Genomic DNA, 16468 nt, shown 5'->3' on the forward strand with positions numbered 1-16468 from the left:
CGTGCGCATTGTCGTTTCTCTAGGAAGTGCTTGCTTCATCATTCCGCACTACCCAAGGAGAAATATGTCGTACGACGCCAACGTGACAGTCATGGGCCGCATCGGCTCGGAACCTCGGTTTTTCATGGCCGAGGGCGAGGCTCCGGACTTTGTTAGCTTCCGGCTCGCAACCACCCGCAGCTACTTCAACCGCAACACAGGCGCATGGGTTGACGGTGAGACCACGTGGTTCACCGTGAAGGCCTGGCGCACACTTGCGACCAACATTCGCACCTCCCTGAAAAAGGGCGACGCAGTCATCGTGCACGGGAATCTGGACACCCAACGCTGGACCAGTTCCGAGGGCATCGAACGGGAGTCTCTTGTCATCGAGGCGCAGGCAGTCGGGCCAAACCTCCTGCGTGGGGTATCCAAGTTCCGGTCACTCAACCCGAACGCCGCCGCCAGTTCTCCAAACAGTGCGGCAAACGCCGCCGCAAGTTGGCCTGCACCACCTGCAAACTCGGTCAGCCAGCGGAACGAACTCAGCGCAGCAGTTGACTCAATGGTGGCTAAGGACAGCGGGGAGTTTGTGCCAAGTGGGTCCGACAGCAACGGTGTGGAGGATCAGGTCAACGACGCATTCGCTCACTTCTCGGGAGTAACGGATGAAGGAGATGTAGACGAGTCGCTCACAATGTCCGAAACGAACGAGCACAAAGAGGTCTTGACCGCGTAATCTGGTGTGTTGAGTATAGAGAGTTGGGCTCTCGCCGTGGCATCCGAGAAGTAGGGATGTCCACGGCGAGAAGACCAACGCATGTCATCCGAGCGAATGCTCGATTGCTTTCATACCTGAGGCGGACGAAGAACTAGTGGCTGAGTTCATTTACAGCATGTACAAGGCGCGGAAGGCGCACGGCGACAAGGTCATCCTTGACGATGTCTCCCTGAACTTCCTTCCTGGCGCAAAGATCGGTGTTGTCGGTCCTAACGGAGCCGGTAAGTCAACGATCCTGAAGATCATGGCGGGCCTCGAGCAGCCATCGAACGGTGAGGCGCGACTCGCCCCCGGATACACCGTCGGAATCCTTCTGCAGGAACCTCCGCTGAACGAGGAAAAGACGGTTCTCGGGAACATCGAAGAGTCCGTCTCTGAGATCAAGGGGAAGCTTGACCGCTTCAACGAGATCTCCACCCTTATGGGCGAGCCAGACGCGGACTTCGACAAGCTCCTCGCGGAGATGGGCGAACTCCAGGAAGCCCTTGACCACGCCAACGCCTGGGACCTCGACAGCCAGCTTGAGCAGGCAATGGACGCACTCCGCTGTCCTCCAGCCGACGCTGATGTCTCCGTCCTTTCCGGTGGTGAACGCCGCCGCGTTGCACTGTGCAAGCTCCTGCTTGAGAAGCCAGACCTCCTGCTCCTCGACGAGCCCACTAACCACCTCGACGCCGAGTCTGTTCTCTGGCTCGAGCAGCACCTTGCCACCTACCCGGGTGCAATTCTTGCTGTTACCCACGACCGTTACTTCCTCGACCACGTTGCCGAGTGGATCTGTGAGGTCGACCGCGGTCGCCTCTACCCATACGAGGGCAACTACTCCACCTACCTCGAAAAGAAGCGCGAGCGTCTTGAGGTTCAAGGCAAGAAGGACGCCAAGCTAGCAAAGCGCCTCGCCGAGGAACTCGACTGGGTCCGCCAGAACGCTAAGGGGCGCCAGACCAAGTCCAAGGCACGTCTCGCACGATACGAAGAGATGGCAGCCGAGGCGGAGCGTACCCGCAAGCTGGACTTCGAAGAGATCCAGATTCCACCAGGGCCACGTCTTGGAAACGTCGTTATCGAGGCCAAGGACCTGAAGAAGGGCTTCGGCGAGCGCGTGCTCATCGACGGCCTGTCCTTCACCCTCCCACGCAACGGCATTGTCGGCGTCATTGGACCGAACGGTGTGGGTAAGACGACCCTCTTCAAAACGATCGTTGGACTTGAACCACTGGACGGCGGTGACCTCAAGGTCGGCGAAACCGTCAAGATCTCATACGTTGACCAGTCGCGTGGCGGAATCGACCCGAACAAGACGCTGTTCGAGGTAGTTTCCGACGGGCTCGACTACATCAAGGTCGGACAGGTTGAAATGCCTTCCCGTGCCTACGTTGCAGCCTTCGGATTCAAGGGCCCGGACCAGCAGAAGCCTGCCGGCGTCCTTTCTGGTGGAGAGCGCAACCGCCTCAACCTGGCGCTTACGCTCAAGCAGGGTGGAAACCTTCTCCTCCTCGACGAGCCAACTAACGACCTCGACGTGGAAACCTTGGGCTCGCTAGAAAACGCACTCCTTGAGTTCCCAGGTTGTGCAGTGGTCGTCTCCCACGACCGTTGGTTCCTCGACCGAGTGGCAACCCACATCCTTGCCTACGAAGGCACCGAAGAGAACCCATCGAACTGGTACTGGTTCGAAGGTAACTTCGACTCCTACGAGGCAAACAAGATCGATCGCCTCGGCGCAGATGCTGCTCGTCCGCACCGCGTGACGCACCGCAAGCTCACCCGCGACTAAGCTCGTCGCACACCCGAGAGGGCTGGTTCAGGCTGTCACAGCCTGAACCAGCCCTCTCGTCGTTAATAAACACATGGGTAATATTGGGGCTCTACAGGCGATTCATCGCGCCAAAAGGACGTTGAACACAGACAATGCACATATGACCTCCCCAGCACCTGACGCAGGTAGTAACCCAGAGAGCGCGCAACCAGTGCGTGTGTCCGCACACTCGCACACACTCTCGGACGACCGGCTCACGCGAGCGGTCAAGGACACCGCGGAACTCCTGTCACGGGCCTCGTTCCCGCTGAGGACGCTCGATGCGCAGGCAGCGGAGGCCGAACGCTCGGGGGCGTTGAACCAGATTGCTGATTACATCCTGCCCCGGGTTGAGAACGCCACCGCGCCACTCGTTGCGGTTGTGGGAGGGTCCACGGGTGCAGGGAAGTCGACGCTCATCAACTCGGTCCTGGGGCAGAGGGTCACGCTTCCGGGCGCACTTCGCCCCACAACCCGCAGCCCCGTTCTGGTGCACAACCCTAACGATGCCCAGTGGTTCGTGAGCGCACGCATCCTGCCAGGGCTTAGCCGCGAACTCGAGGATCGGGCACCTGGTGAGAAGGTCCACGGTGAGCCTGCCACAGTCGGCCCGGTCACGAGCGGCCTATTTACTGACCAGGGTTCCCCAGGCGGTGCGCTCGAGGTGCCGGGCAGGGCCGACCCGCACGAGCCACTACCTGCGGCTCCCAGAGCGGCGAGCCGCCAGAGCACCGGACACCAGCCGTACGAACTGCGACTCGTGTCCAGCGACGTCCTGCCGCAAGGGCTCGCGCTCATCGACTCCCCGGATGTTGATTCGATCGTTGACGAGAACCGCGCACTCGCGGTCCAACTCCTCGCCGCTGCAGACCTGTGGATCTTTGTGACGACAGCCGCTCGATACGCCGACGCGGTTCCATGGGGTGCGCTGGCGGACGCAGCAGCGCGCCAGACTCAACTCGCAATCGTGGTGGATCGAGTCGACCCCGATGCATTCGCGGTCGTGTCACACCTGCGTTCGATGCTTGACTCGCATGGGTTGAGCAGCGCGCCGCTGTTCGTTGTTGAGGAGCAAGAACTGGTCGACGGCTTGATCCCCGCTGCTTCGGTTGAGCACGTGCGCGCTTGGTTGCGTGACCTCATGCAGGAGGGCGGCCAGAGGGATCACGTCATCGCGGCCACCCGAAATGGCGCAATCGCATCACTTTCCCGCACTCTCGAAGACCTCGCCGTCAAGGCGGAGTCTCAAGAACGAATGGACGCGACCCTGCGTCGTCCTGTGGAGGACGCGTACGCCCGTGCCCGCAATGCGGTTTCGGCCGCGACCGAGGACGGCTCGATGCTGCGCGGCGAGGTTCTCGCGAGGTGGCAGGACTACATCGGCACGGGCGAGTTCATGCGGTCCATAGAGCGGGGCATCTCCAAGTTCAGGGACAAGGTCACCGGATACCTGCGCGGCAAACAGGCGGCGCCAGCCGCCCAGCGCGCTGTAGGGGAGTCGCTGCATGCTGTCGTCCTTGAGCAATGCGACCTCGCAGCTGAGCAGTCGTTCATGGCGTGGCGTTCCAACGAAGCTGGGGCTGACCTGCTCGACGACGCGTCGCTCATGCGAGCCTCATCTGGGCTGTCCCAGGACCTAGCCGCTGAGATCCGCGACTGGCAGTCCACGATCCTATCCATGGTCTCGGACCAGGGGGCTGAGAAGCGCACAAAGGCCCGCGCCCTTGCGTTGGGCACTAATGGACTGGGGCTCACTCTCATGGTGGTCGTGTTTGCATCAACGAGCGGCATCACAGGCGCCGAGGCCGGAATCGCCGGCGGCACAGCGCTTGCCGCACAGCGCGTGCTTGAGGGCGTCTTTGGAGAAGACGCGGTCCGTGGGCTCGCCAACGAGGCCCGCAAGGACCTTGATGAGCGAGTGGCCCGAGTTATGGAAAAGGAGCGAGCACGCTTTCTCGACCGGTTGGACGCTGCGTCTGTATCGAAGGACCTAGGTGCGTCCCTGCGGGCCTCTTCCCGTGAACTTGGCGCAGCCAGCGAGAGTTCGAAGCGCGCTGGGGGAGGAGCGCATGCTGATTCGGGTTCCAGTGCTCACGGCCCAGTGCACTCAGGTGCACACACACAAGTCGGCTTTGGCGGCGCCACCCAGGCAGTGAACTACGAGGGCGGCATCCACCTGCCACCTGCGAACACGGAGTGGAGCGAGCAGCTCTCAGCCAGTAGCGATGACTCGTTGGGCGCGGCGCAAGCCAAGCCTGCAAAGAGGAGTTGGTGGCGCTTTGGTTCCTCCCGAAAGGACTCGACTCGATGAGTGTCCGCACGTATGAGAGCCGCGAGTTTAGGCGCCGCAACCAAGACGTCAAGTTGCGGCTCGAGGCCTTGCACGAGGCACTCGACCTAGGACGTTCTTGGCTCACGCCGGAGACCGTCTCCGCTAGCGAGAAATGGCTAGCTATCGCGCGAGGCCGGCTCGAACAGTCCCTTGACCACACGATTGTTGCCCTGGCTGGACCCACGGGAGCCGGCAAGAGTTCCTTGATCAATGCGATCGCTGGAGCCCAGGTTGCAACCGCCTCGGTCAAGCGCCCCACGACCTCGCAGGCACTCGCCGTGGTGTGGGACTCCACCGCGGAGGGACGCGAGTCCGCTGCACGGCTGCTTGACTGGCTCGAGATTCCAGGGCGCCACTACCGGTCAGAACACGACGAACCGGCAGAGGCGTCGGCCAAGCGGTTGCTCTTCCGCAAGGGACAGTCTGAGACCCACGTTCATGGCGCCCAAATACCCACCAAGCAGCAGCGCAAGCCCATGGAATCGGGTCTCATCGTGGTGGATCTTCCCGACTTTGACTCGATCGTTGCAGAGCACAGGGTGCGTGCCGACCACCTGACGGAACGAGCTGACCTGCTGGTGTGGGTCACCGACCCGCAGAAGTATGCCGACGCGGTCATGCACAACGAGTACCTGAAGAAGTTCTCCAACCACACCAACATGGTTGTCGTGCTCAACCAGGTGGACAGGCTCACCCCGGCGGAACGCGAGCAGTGTCTCAGCGACATCCGGCGCCTCCTCGCCAAGGACGGCATCACTGGAGCCACCACCCTCGCAGTCTCAACCAAGACAGGTGAGGGCATCTCAGAGCTGAGTTCACTTCTATCCATCGCTGCGGCGCGCAGAGCCGCGCAAAGCGCATCGCTCGTGGCAGACCTCAAGGCTGCTGCGACCCGCATCGCCGACGAGTGCGGCGGCAAAGCGTCGGGCAGACTGGCGGACTCGGCCGTGGAAGAGCTGACGCATTCACTCGCGCACGCGGCCGGCGTGGACGCCATCACGGAAGCTGTCTACCAGTCGTCTCTGCGTCGCTCACACATTGCAACAGGCTGGCCGCCCACCGCCTGGATTGCCAAGTTCCGCAAGGATCCGTTGCGCACTCTCGGCCTGGCCGAGGGCTGGCTCAGCCCGAGGCGCACCAAGAATGCGGCGGGTGCGCCGCTGGGAGCAGGTACAAACTCGGCGGACCTCATCCGCCCCGCAACGGCTAGAAGTTCTATGACGAGGCAGGACAGCGGATTGGAGGCCAAAGCAAAGACAGCGGTCCGCAACTTCGTTGCCAGCCAGACGTCCACCGGTCCGATTGACTGGCAGATGGGGGTGCGCCAAGAGATTGGGGAGGTCAACCTCGCCGATCAGTTGGACTCCGCGATCGCCAACTCGCCGAGCATTCGGCTGACAAGGCCAACTTGGTGGAATGTTGTGGGCTTCGTCCACAAGTTCCTTCTCGTGGTCCTTGCGGTAGGTCTGCTGTGGCTGGGCTTCCTCGCGGGAGCCGCATACCTTCAACTTGATGTACCCGCGTCGCCCTCTCTGATGGGCTTCCCCGTGCCCACTGTCCTGACGTTTGTGGGACTCGTCGGAGGTATTGTGCTTGGCTTGCTTGCTCGGATATTGTCCCTCCTACACGCGCGGCGAGCAGCCCGGCGTACCTACGACTCACTCACGGGGCACGTGGGTGAGGTCGCTGACCGCTTCGTCATTTCACCTGTGAAGGCAGCACGAGCACAGCTGGAGGGATGCCTGAGCGCAGCCTTGATTGCGGCCCGCTAGCCGGATCAGCATGTTGAACTAGGGTGTTGCTCAAGGCAGATCGAGCTGAGCAATCGAGGCAGATCAATCTAGTTTCCGGCGCCCCATGGGGATGACAACCCGGCGTGACCCATGGGGAGTGCTTGCGCCCCGGCGTGGCGTGGCGTCAGCGTGTTCCCGGTGGCGGCGCGATCCGGCCTTGCTAGCGTATGACCCATGCGAATTGAGATTCCTGTGACCTTGCGCTGGTCCGACATGGACGCCTACGGGCACGTCAACAACGTCAACATGCTGCGACTCCTCGAGATTGCGCGTATCGACGCCTTCTGGACTACGGATGAGCCGGGGTACAGCAACGGGGTCCTCGAGGCCAGCCCAGGGTCCGATTCTGCGATGTTTGTGGCGCACCAGGAGATTGAGTACCTGCAGCCGCTGAACTATCGCAAGGCACCGGTCATCGTCGAGATCTGGCTCTCCAAGATCGGAGGCGCGTCGGTAGAGGTCAACTACGTGGTGCGCGATGCCGTGCCGGCCCAACAACCACAAGAGCCCCAACAGCTCGATCCCGTTGTGTACGCAAACGCCTCAACAACCCTCGTCATCGTGGATGGCAGCACGGGGCGGCCACGGAAGATTACCGATGACGAACGCGCAACGTGGCAGCAGTTCGTGGAGGAACCGATTCGGTTCAAGCGCCGGCGCTAGTGGCTACGGCGCACGCGGCGCGGCCTACTTGGGAAGGCGGATCATGCCTTCTTGTGCAGTGGTAGCCACGAGCGTTCCGTCACCCTGGTACACCCGCGCGGTGCCCAAGCCGCGTCCGCCCTGGGCAGAGGGGGAGTCCTGGACGAACAGGAACCACTCATCGACGTAGACGTCACGGTGCCACCACATTGCGTGGTCGAGGCTTGTCACGGACAGCTTGGGGGAGATCCAGGACGCACCGATGCCGCGGAGGACGGGCTCGAGCATGATCTGGTCGCACGCGTAGGTAAGTAGTGCCCGGTGGGTGAGTTGGTCCGCGTTTACCTTGCCGCGTGCACGCATCCACACGGCCTGGTGGGTCGTGTGTTGGGGCCCTGGCGTGAGATAGAGCGCAGGGTCGACGTGCCTGATCTCGAACGCGCTTTGCCGGGTCCAGAACGCGGCGACGGGGTGATCGATCGAGCCCAAGGTGTCGTCCGTGGAAGGCAGGTTCTCGGGGGCCTCTACGTCCGGCATCGGTGCCTGAAGTTCGTGGCCCTCTTGCTCCTCCTGGAACGAGATGATTCCGGACAGGATCGCCTTACCGCTCTGGTAGGCGTGCGCTCGCCGTGCACTGAAGGAACGGCCATCTCGCAAACGCTCGACAGCAAAGTCGATCGGCTGGTGGATATCGCCGGCGCGCAGGAAGTATGCGTGGAGCGAGTGGGGATTACGCTCCGGGTCAACGGTACGCCCCATACCCATGATCGCCTGTGCGAGCACTTGGCCCCCGTACACGCGACCGCTCGGCTGGTGCATGGACTCGCCCGAGTAGATGTCCTCGCCTGTTACGTCACCGTGGTACTCGAGGTCGAGTACCCGAAGAAGGTGAGCGAGCGGGTCCTGCTCGATCAGCTCAATGTCCGGGCTATACGACTTGATGAAGTCATGTGATTCGGTCATTGCGGCGGGGCTCCTTCGTGCGATGGCGGTACGGGTAACAGTGCAGGCGCTTCTGCGGTCTAGTCGTCCAGCGTGTTGACCATAGAGTACGCCGCACGCTCAAGATAGTCCCACAGGAGTGATTCGTACATGGGTGCAAGGCCCATGGCGTCGACGCCGGTGCGCATGTGCTTGAGCCAAGCGTCCCGCGCCTCGGGGTTGACCTTGTATGGCGCGTGGCGCATGCGCAGGCGTGGGTGGCCGCGCTCTTCCGAGTAAGTCTTGGGGCCGCCCCAGTACTGCTCGAGGAACATGGACAGCCGGCGTTCCGCCGGACCCAGGTCTTCCTCGGGGTACATCTCCTTGAGGAGAGGATCAGTGGCCACGCCCTCGTAGAAGACGTGCACGAGCTTTTCCAAACCGGCCTTGCCGCCCATTGCCTCGTAGAGGTTCTCGAGCTCGCCGTTCGAAGGGGTTGAAGAGTCAGTCACAACTCAACTATGTCACGGGAACATGCCGGAGCGGGACGTCACCTCGGTAAGGTCAATCACAACCCAAGTGCGGTCAACTCCGGGAGGGCGTCGCGCACCGCGTGTCGGGCATCTGCCGCGGTGGGGCAGGCAACGGCAATCCGTGCGAGATCGCGGCACTTTTCGAGGTCAACTGCGGCGAGCGCCGTGGCTACCTCGGGGATTGCGCGGGGGCTCATGGACAGGGACGTGACGCCCAGCCCGACGAGTACCAGTGCTAGCGCGGGGTTGGCCGCGGCCTCTCCACAGACGCCCACGGGCCGCGAGTGCAGAAGCGCTCCCTGGCAGGTGGCGGAGATGAGTTGAAGCACCGCGGGCTGCCACGGGTCGGAGAAGTTAGCCAGCACGCCCATGAGCCGGTCGGCGGCCATGGCGTACTGCGTGAGATCGTTCGTTCCGATAGATGCGAACTTCGCTGTGGCGAGGATGTGCCCTGACAGAAGCGCAGCGCTCGGCACCTCGATCATGACTCCCGAGGTGTTCAGGCTGTGCTTCTCACAGGACGCAACAAACGCGTTTGTCTCGTCCACGGTGGAAATCATTGGTGCCATGACCCACACGTCTGTTGATGCGTTGGCGCGCGCTGCGGTAGCGATCGCCTGCAGCTGCTGATCGAGCAGCTCGGGCGAGCGCTCAGCCGTGCGGTAGCCCCGCACGCCAAGTGCCGGGTTCTCCTCATCATCAAAGGTGAGGAACGGCAGGGGCTTATCCGCACCCGAGTCGAGCGTGCGGATCACCACCTTCTTGTCTGGGAAGTGCTCAAACACGGCCGAGTACTCCGCAACCTGTTCCTCCACGCTGGGCGCGGTTTCGCGGTCGAGGAAGCAGAACTCCGTGCGGAAAAGGCCAACACCCTCGGCTCCTGCAGCAGCTGCCTCCGCGGCGCTCGCAGGGTCTCCGACGTTCGCGAGGATCTGGACGCGGTGTCCGTCCTTGGTCGCGCCTTCGCCCGAGAACGTGCGCACCACATCGGACTGCTTGAGTGCCGCCTCGAGTTCCTCGGGCGTTGGATTATTTACGACGATTCCCGACGACCCGTTGACCAGTGCAATTGATCCCGGGGCAAGTAACTCGGTTGCGCCGCGAGCGGCGACAACCGCGGGGATTCCCTTCGCGTTCGCGATGATTGCTGTGTGGGAGGTGGGTCCGGCGCCGTCCGTAACGATCGCGAGAACGAGATTCTCGTCGAGGGTTGCGGCGAGTGAGGGGGCGAGGTCTGGGGCGACGAGGACGTAGGGTTCGTCGCTTGCGGGGAGTCCGGGCGCAAGCAGGCCCGTGAGGCTCGCAATGATTCGGTCGCGGATATCGCGGATGTCAGTGGTGCGCTCCGCAAAGTACCCGCCGAGCGCGGTGAACTGTTCTGTCACCTCGTGTGCGGCTTCCCAGACTGCACGTTCGGGGACGAGGTGGTCTTCCCGGACGCGGCGTTGTGCGTCTGCAACCAGGGTGGGGTCTGCGGCCATGGTTGCGGTGGCTTCGAGCATCTCTCGAGTGGATTCGAGGGTTGCGCGCTGCGCTGCCTGCTCTAGGTTGGCCTGCACCTTATCGCTTGCCTGCGCAATGCGGGCGGCGGCCTTGTCATAGTCTTCGCGTGGGGACAGGCGAAGCCCGGGCGCAGGCTCCTCGATGGGAGCTGTCACGTGATAGACGCGTCCGGCCTTGATCCCCGAACACACACCAATTCCGGTTACGGTAGCGCGCACGTTCGTGGTGTCTTCCATTGCTTCCTTGCCTCCGGAAATACATCGGATTACTCGCTGTGGCCTAAGGATTACACATTTGAGTGAACTATTCCTGCGACGCCTCGAACAATTCGCCCCTTGAGCCCACTCACCACCCTTGGTGCGGTAGCCTAAAGGAGGAAAGAAACTGTCAATGCCGCACTCCACGAGCCTTGTTCAAACGCTCGGGTGGGCGCAGGGGTTGATTCGGATGTGCATTGGGCCGCAGAGCCTTCATGCGCACAGAAAGGGAGATGTCAATGAGCAAAGCACAAGAGATCCTTGACGCACTGGGCGGCGGCTCAAACGTTGTTGAGCTTGAGCCATGCATCACGCGACTGCGGGTAGAGGTCAAGGACACTGAGTCCGTCAACGAGACCGACCTCAAGGCCGCAGGAGCCTTTGGCGTCGTGCGTTCCGGACGCATCATCCAGGTCATCGTTGGACCTGAGGCAGACTCGCTTGCAGCAGAACTTCAGGACAAGCTCTGACTGTGACGCTCGAACCTGTGATCATCGCGGCCCCATTCACTGCAATGGCGGCCGCGATGTCGTATGTGCCGGACGAGGTATTCGCCTCCAACATCGTGGGGCCCGGTATAGCGCTCATTCCCACTTCGACTAGCGGCCGCGTCGAGGTTTTCGCTCCGGTGTCCGGGGTCGTTGCGGCGGTGTTCCCGCACGCGTTCTCGATTGACGTGGGGGACTCTCGCAACGTTCTCGTTCACCTCGGGATCGACACCGTCGAACTGCGCGGTGATGGATTTGAACTCCACGTGTCGCAGGGCGATACGGTGGAGCGCGGCGACCTCATGATTTCTTGGGAGCCCTCGGTGGCGGAGCAGGCAGGTTATGCGCTGCATTGCCCAGTAGTTGCAGTTCAGGCAGAAGACTCGGACTTTGACATCGTGGCGGAGCTTGGCCAACCCGTTACCGTGGGTACTCCGCTCGCGGTATGGCGACTACGCGAGGCTTAACCTCAGGCAGAGCCGCGGAGCCAACAGACCCGCTGGCAACCACGAACAGGCCACTGACTACTCCGCGAGTTCCACCGAGATTGCGCTCAGTTCCTTACGGATCTCAGCCCGAAGAGCACGCGCAACCTCCCACTGCAGCGCAGGTTCGGTCTTCGCTTGAACCTTGAGCGAGATGTGTGCAGCGGACATGGCCTCGATTCCAATGACGGAAGGTGCCCCGCGCATGGAGTCGCCGAACTGATCGTCGGCCTTGACTCGTGCCGCTGCCCGACCGAGCGCCTCGCGAACCTGCTCGACGTCGCTGTCGTACGGAACTCGTACCTCGATGGCAGCGACCGCCCAGCCGTGAGTCTTGTTCCCAACCTTGAGGACCTCGCCGTTGCGCAGGTACCAGAGTGTTCCGTCCGCGTCGCGAACCTTGGTTACGCGCAAGGCCACGGACTCCACGGTCCCGTTCACATCGCCAATGGCTACCTTGTCACCCACCCCATACTGGTCCTCCAGGATGAGGAAGATACCGGACAGGAAGTCCTTGACGAGCGATTGCGCACCGAAACCGACGGCCACACCCAAGACCGAGACTGAGGCGAGGAGCGGCGCAATGTTGACGCCGATCTCCGTCAGAATCATGAGCAGCGCGATCGCACCCACGATGATCGAGATCGTCGAGCGCAGGACCGAACCGATGGTGCGGGCACGCTGCGCGCGGCGGGCGGTTGACAGCGGGTTCGCCGCGAGAATCGCTTTGCCTGCCTCGCTCTGACTGAGCCAACTGTTCTCCGCCTCGCCTGAGGCAATCCGCTCCGCAACCGACTTGATGAGTTTGCGGGCGATAGCCAGCAGGATTGCCGAGAACAGAGCGATGAGGATGACGCGAAGCGGCGTGCCCAGCAGCCAGTCACCCCACTCGGACAGGGACTTACCAAGGTACTTAACTGGATCGTCGGTAAGAACGTCGGTGAAAGCGGTGCGCGAGACAACATGCATGTCTCATATCCTACGTGGCCATGTGGGTGAACTCCCTGATGGGTGTGTGTCTCTGAGCCCAAATACGAGTAAAGGTCTGGCAATATCAAAAGGGTGAAGGACCAAGCTCAGAGGAGCGGCCGGTCATACAGCGTGGCGGCGCTGGCAAGCGCCTACGGCATCCGCTCCACCACAAACGAACACGGCACACCACGAGACGTACCCGAAGACGTCCTCATCGCAGCGCTCGAAGCGATCGGCGTCCATGCAAACACGCCCGAAGCCGTGCGAGTTGAGACGCGCGCGCTCGCTGACGCGCAGTGGCGTCGCATGCTACCGCAGGTCCTCGTGGTCGGTTCCGATGGGCTCGAGACGTGGGTCATCGTTGCCGAGAATGAGCAGCCCGAGGTCTGGCTCGAGGACCTTACTGGACGGTGGCTCACAAGCCTCACCATCGATCCTGCGCGCCGCGATGCACGATTTGTGGACACCCGAACCCTCACACGCTACGAACTTGATGTCCCCGGTGGACTCGAACCCGGGTTTTACGTGCTGCGCGCGCGTAGCAACGGCGACCAATCTCGCTCGACCGTAATCGTTACTCCATCCAGCACGCCAACGGTTCGACCGGGACTCGGTGTGGCCTACCACCCGCACTCGGTCACCTCTGCTCAGTCGTGGGGGATAGGCGAGTACACCGATATCGGTGACATCGGATACGTGCTGGCCCGGGCGTGCGGCGTGGACTACCTCGAGATCTCGGCACTTTCCCCAGCAGGACCGCTGTCGTCACTTGACCCGATGCCTGGGCACGCCGCGGTGAATTTTGACCCCAACTTTCCGGCAACAGTCCGGTACCTTGACCCGGTTAATATCCGGGTGGAGGACATCCCGGAGATCGGGTACGTTACTTCGGCGGATCGGTCCCTCATCGAATGGGCAAAGGAACCGCTAGAAGGCAGGAACGCCCAGGGAAGTGTGATTGAGCGCAGGGCCGTCTGGCGTGCCAAAGAATCTGCGCTGCGCGTCATCTTCGGGGCGGAGCGCAGCTACGCGCGCGAAACGCAGTTCAGGGCGTTCAAGGCTAGCCGCGGCGCGGACTTGGTGAAGTTCTCGAGTTGGTGGCTCGGCCTCACCGGTAGTGAGCAGGATTCCTCGGGCGAGATCGAGTTCGCGTCGTGGTTGCAGTGGATTGCACATGAACAGCTCTCGGCTGCGCACGCACGGATGCGTGATGGCGCAGCAGGCGACACTCGCGGCGGCTCGAGCAGCAGTGGGCGCCCGATCGGACTGGTTCGACGCATTCCGTTGGGGTGCCGTCACGGCGGATACGACGCCGCGAGCCTCGGCAACGCGGTGGTGAACAAGGCCAAGGTCGAGAACTGGATCGAACTTGCCGCAGATGTGGGAACCACCCACGTGGCTTTCATGCCGCTGCTCGAGCAGCGGCGGCAGGTCGCGCACCTCAAGGCCCTTGTGGACTCGGTGCGTGGAACCTGCGCCCGCGTGGTTCTTACCCAGGGAGACCTCCTGTTCACCCAGAAATGGTTGTGTGGCCCGATCGGACGCAAGCGTGCGGTCGACGTGACAATGGACCACACGCCGCTGCTGGCAGCACTCGCTACCGCCGGACACCTCTATGGGATTGAGATTGCGTTCGACGCACTGGGGCTCGAGCCTTGGATGCGCGAGGAAATCGACGCGTATGGCATGCCGATCATCGATGCGGTTGACCCGTTCGACACCGGGCCACGAGAACTGTGGCACACGACCGTTACGGGCTCAACCCTGCGCACGCTTGGGGACGTTCCGATCCCTGGAATGCTCTCGGGAGAAGACGTGGAGCTCTCCCACCAGTTTGTTAAGAACGTGATGGGCAAGCGGAGGGAGTCGCTTCCAGATGTTCGAACCAGGCGTGCGAGCCTTGTATCAAGGCTGGTCAGTGAGGGGCTCGCGGACCCGACCTCAAGCGACAGGGAACTTGCCGACTCGCTGTATGCCTCCCTCAGTGGGGAACTTACCCCCTGGCTCACGATCCAGCTTGCGGACGGAGTGGGGGAGACACGGCCAGCGAGCATCGCGGGTGCACCCGGCTATCCGCACTACCGCATCAAGCTGCGGGACTCCGCAGGCGGTGAGGTGCGCGTCGAAAACGTGGTAGAGAACGCGCGGCTGCGCAACGTGCTCGCGCATGTTGCGGCACTGCGAGAAGCGCGGTTCGCGAACTAGAAAAGCTTGCTCAGCCGAGCCTTCAGCTTCAGCTTGTGGGTCTGGGAGGAACGGAGCGATCCGTCCTCGTTGAAGTACTGCCACGCCCCCGTCTTTTGCCCGGCCGAGAACTCGCCGCGGTCGAGGTAATGGCCGTTGGCACGGTACCGGATCCAGAGGCCTTCTTGGAGGTTGTCCACGAACGACCCCTCCTGCAGGAGCCCGCCCTGCTCCCGGAACCAGACCCACGGGCCCGTGAGTTGGTCGTTGACGTAGTGGCCAGCGGATTTGAGCCGTCCGCCCTTGTGCCAGAACAGCCACGGGCCGATCCTGTTGGTTCCGGAGACTGCCCCAAACCCTGAGCGATCGCCAGCCGCAAACGTCTCGGTAGCGATCGAGGCCCCTGCAGCGTTGACTTGCTCCTCGATGTCACGTTCGATGAGGTTCAAAATGGCGTCAACCGAGAACTGGCTCGACGCGATCAGATCGTCTGGCGCGTGCTGGTTGGTGCGCAGAGTCAGCGCAAGGTTGGCGTCTCTGAGGGCGAGAATACGGTCGTCCATTTCAAGCCTCAGCTTTGCGCGGTGCTGCAGGACGAACCCGAGCCGCGTGATGTTGTCCTCGTCGGCGGCCTTGTCTGCGTAGATCGCGGAGTTCAGCGAGAACTCACAGGCGTCCAGCAGGTCGGCAGCCTGGGAGATCTTGGTGGCATCTGACTCCGCGTTCCACAGGAGCGCAGTGGCGAGTCGTGTGGCGACAAGAGTCATGTCCGCGCGGACCACGACCGGTGCGTTGGGGTCTGCCAACTGCTCAAGTATCTCTGCACCGCCGGCCTTGGTGAGTCCGGTGCGAGCGACCTCCTCGGCGCGCGAGTACTGCCCTGAAATGCGTAGCCACTGGATGAGTTCCGGCCCCATCTTCCGCTGCAACTCGGGGGACAGCGCCCGCGCCCGGTAGCTTGCAAGGAGATCATCTGCATATGCGCGAGCAAGATCCTGGTCTTCCGCGACTTCACGGAGGGTTTCCGGGTCAAAGCTGTACTTGGGTGCGAGCATGATTTAAGGGTAACGCGAAGGGCCGGCTCCGAAGTGAATCGGCGCCGGCCCTTCCAGGCGTTGCGTGGCAGATCAGGCGGTGAAACTCACCGGAGAACCAACAGCGAAAACCTCATTCTCAGATATCCGCAGCGGCAACCTTGATTGCGCGCTCCACACCTGCGAGGCACTCAACGATGACGCGGCGAAGCGCTGGGGCTGCATCCGGGTTGGTGTCGAGCCACTGCTGGCTTGCCGCACGCAGTTCCTCGTTGGCCAGTGGTGATGGGTACAGACCGGTGATGATCTGCGAGGCCATGTGGTAGGAGCGTTCCTTCCACAGGCGGTTGAGGGACTCAAAGTATGGCTCAACCAGTGGGGAGAGCAGTGAGGCGTCGTTGACGTGGTTTACGCCGACTCCCACTGCGCGCACGATCGCGTTTGGTGCATCGTCGCGGGCCACGAGCGAGTCAAATGCCGCGCGCTTGGCCTCGGCCGTTGGCACGGTTGCGCGTGCGTTCGCGGCGGCCTGCTGACCGGAGGCGGTATTGTCAGCCTCGAGCGCAGCAGCGATCTCGGTCTCTCCGGCCTTGCCGAGGAGCACGAGGCCCTGCAGGAGTTCCCAGCGCAGGTCGGTGTCGATGACGAGGCCCTCTAGGGCTACCGAGCCGTCGAGCAAGCCGGCCAGAACCTCAGCGTGCTCGTCCGTAGATGGGGTCGTGGCAAAGAACTTCACAAACTGGAACTGTGCGTCACTTGCTGGCTC

14 protein-coding genes are annotated in these 16468 nt (G+C 62.4%); 8 read left to right on the top strand and 6 right to left on the bottom strand.

Annotated elements, in window-relative coordinates; all coding sequences use genetic code 11:
* The first annotated feature begins 64 nt into the window (after positions 1–64).
* From HGSM_RS13795 to HGSM_RS09605, 5 genes are all read left to right on the top strand, one after another.
* Positions 65–718, top strand: coding sequence for a single-stranded DNA-binding protein (locus HGSM_RS13795; protein WP_019148542.1), 654 nt, complete (start codon positions 65–67; stop codon positions 716–718).
* 136 nt (positions 719–854) lie between these two features.
* The gene (ettA, locus tag HGSM_RS09590; RefSeq protein ID WP_019148543.1) at positions 855–2537 is read left to right on the top strand and encodes an energy-dependent translational throttle protein EttA; all 1683 of its coding nucleotides are present in this window, start codon (positions 855–857) and stop codon (positions 2535–2537) included.
* Between the two features lie 142 nt (positions 2538–2679).
* The gene (locus tag HGSM_RS09595; RefSeq protein ID WP_019148544.1) at positions 2680–4869 is read left to right on the top strand and encodes a dynamin family protein; all 2190 of its coding nucleotides are present in this window, start codon (positions 2680–2682) and stop codon (positions 4867–4869) included.
* A complete protein-coding gene (locus tag HGSM_RS09600) occupies positions 4866–6662 on the top strand; it encodes a GTPase family protein (protein ID WP_154646308.1) in 1797 nt (598 codons plus the stop codon). The genes HGSM_RS09595 and HGSM_RS09600 overlap by 4 nt, the downstream gene beginning before the upstream one ends.
* A 195-nt stretch (positions 6663–6857) precedes the next feature.
* Positions 6858–7346 carry an acyl-CoA thioesterase gene (locus tag HGSM_RS09605; protein WP_040594927.1) on the top strand — a complete coding sequence of 163 codons (489 nt, stop codon included), beginning with the start codon at positions 6858–6860 and terminating at the stop codon, positions 7344–7346.
* 24 nt (positions 7347–7370) lie between these two features.
* On the opposite strand, the gene HGSM_RS09610 is transcribed toward HGSM_RS09605, so the two are convergent.
* The 3 genes from HGSM_RS09610 to ptsP are packed head-to-tail and all read right to left on the bottom strand — an operon-like array spanning position 7371 to position 10518.
* On the bottom strand, positions 7371–8288 hold the full coding sequence (locus tag HGSM_RS09610) for an acyl-CoA thioesterase (protein ID WP_019148547.1): 918 nt from the start codon (positions 8286–8288) through the stop codon (positions 7371–7373).
* 59 nt (positions 8289–8347) lie between these two features.
* Entirely contained in the window at positions 8348–8758 is a 411-nt protein-coding gene (locus tag HGSM_RS09615) for a globin (RefSeq protein ID WP_019148548.1), read from the bottom strand.
* A 56-nt stretch (positions 8759–8814) separates the two neighbouring features.
* Positions 8815–10518, bottom strand: a complete 1704-nt coding sequence (gene ptsP / locus HGSM_RS09620) for a phosphoenolpyruvate--protein phosphotransferase (protein WP_019148549.1) — start codon at positions 10516–10518, stop codon at positions 8815–8817.
* Between the two features lie 260 nt (positions 10519–10778).
* Here ptsP and HGSM_RS09625 point away from each other — a divergent pair, with 260 nt between their 5' ends.
* Both HGSM_RS09625 and HGSM_RS09630 read left to right on the top strand, forming a co-directional pair.
* Positions 10779–11009: a glucose PTS transporter subunit EIIB gene (locus HGSM_RS09625; protein ID WP_040594928.1), complete on the top strand. Its 231-nt coding sequence runs from the start codon at positions 10779–10781 to the stop codon at positions 11007–11009.
* Positions 11010–11011: 2 nt separating this feature from the next.
* On the top strand, positions 11012–11494 hold the full coding sequence (locus HGSM_RS09630; protein ID WP_019148551.1) for a PTS sugar transporter subunit IIA: 483 nt from the start codon (positions 11012–11014) through the stop codon (positions 11492–11494).
* 57 nt (positions 11495–11551) lie between these two features.
* Here the strand turns inward: HGSM_RS09630 and HGSM_RS09635 are convergent, their stop codons facing one another.
* Positions 11552–12481 (bottom strand): mechanosensitive ion channel family protein, encoded by a 930-nt coding sequence (locus HGSM_RS09635; RefSeq protein ID WP_019148552.1) that lies wholly within the window; start codon positions 12479–12481, stop codon positions 11552–11554.
* Positions 12482–12574: 93 nt separating this feature from the next.
* Here HGSM_RS09635 and HGSM_RS09640 point away from each other — a divergent pair, with 93 nt between their 5' ends.
* Positions 12575–14689, top strand: a complete 2115-nt coding sequence (locus HGSM_RS09640; protein ID WP_154646309.1) for a 4-alpha-glucanotransferase — start codon at positions 12575–12577, stop codon at positions 14687–14689.
* On the opposite strand, the gene HGSM_RS13800 is transcribed toward HGSM_RS09640, so the two are convergent.
* Positions 14686–15723, bottom strand: a complete 1038-nt coding sequence (locus tag HGSM_RS13800) for a toxin-antitoxin system YwqK family antitoxin (RefSeq protein WP_019148554.1) — start codon at positions 15721–15723, stop codon at positions 14686–14688. The two genes, HGSM_RS09640 and HGSM_RS13800, sit on opposite strands and share 4 nt — an antisense overlap.
* 118 nt (positions 15724–15841) lie before the next feature.
* The coding region (locus HGSM_RS09650) for an ERAP1-like C-terminal domain-containing protein (RefSeq protein WP_040594929.1) at positions 15842–16468 on the bottom strand (627 nt) is incomplete at its 5' end.

The sequence above is a fragment of the Timonella senegalensis JC301 genome (assembly GCF_000312125.1).
GTDB classification, from domain to species: Bacteria; Actinomycetota; Actinomycetes; order Actinomycetales; family Cellulomonadaceae; genus Timonella; species Timonella senegalensis.

Bases quoted from the DNA above. Each gene is read 5' to 3' on its own strand.
- HGSM_RS09605 (WP_040594927.1), top strand. From the start codon at position 6,858: ATGCGAATTGAGATTCCTGTGACCTTGCGCTGGTCCGACATGGACGCC.
- HGSM_RS09595 (WP_019148544.1), top strand. From the start codon at position 2,680: ATGACCTCCCCAGCACCTGACGCAGGTAGTAACCCAGAGAGCGCGCAA.
- HGSM_RS09600 (WP_154646308.1), top strand. From the start codon at position 4,866: ATGAGTGTCCGCACGTATGAGAGCCGCGAGTTTAGGCGCCGCAACCAA.
- HGSM_RS09610 (WP_019148547.1), bottom strand. From the start codon at position 8,288: ATGACCGAATCACATGACTTCATCAAGTCGTATAGCCCGGACATTGAG.
- HGSM_RS13795 (WP_019148542.1), top strand. From the start codon at position 65: ATGTCGTACGACGCCAACGTGACAGTCATGGGCCGCATCGGCTCGGAA.
- HGSM_RS09625 (WP_040594928.1), top strand. From the start codon at position 10,779: ATGAGCAAAGCACAAGAGATCCTTGACGCACTGGGCGGCGGCTCAAAC.
- HGSM_RS09635 (WP_019148552.1), bottom strand. From the start codon at position 12,481: ATGCATGTTGTCTCGCGCACCGCTTTCACCGACGTTCTTACCGACGAT.
- HGSM_RS13800 (WP_019148554.1), bottom strand. From the start codon at position 15,723: ATGCTCGCACCCAAGTACAGCTTTGACCCGGAAACCCTCCGTGAAGTC.
- ptsP (WP_019148549.1), bottom strand. From the start codon at position 10,518: ATGGAAGACACCACGAACGTGCGCGCTACCGTAACCGGAATTGGTGTG.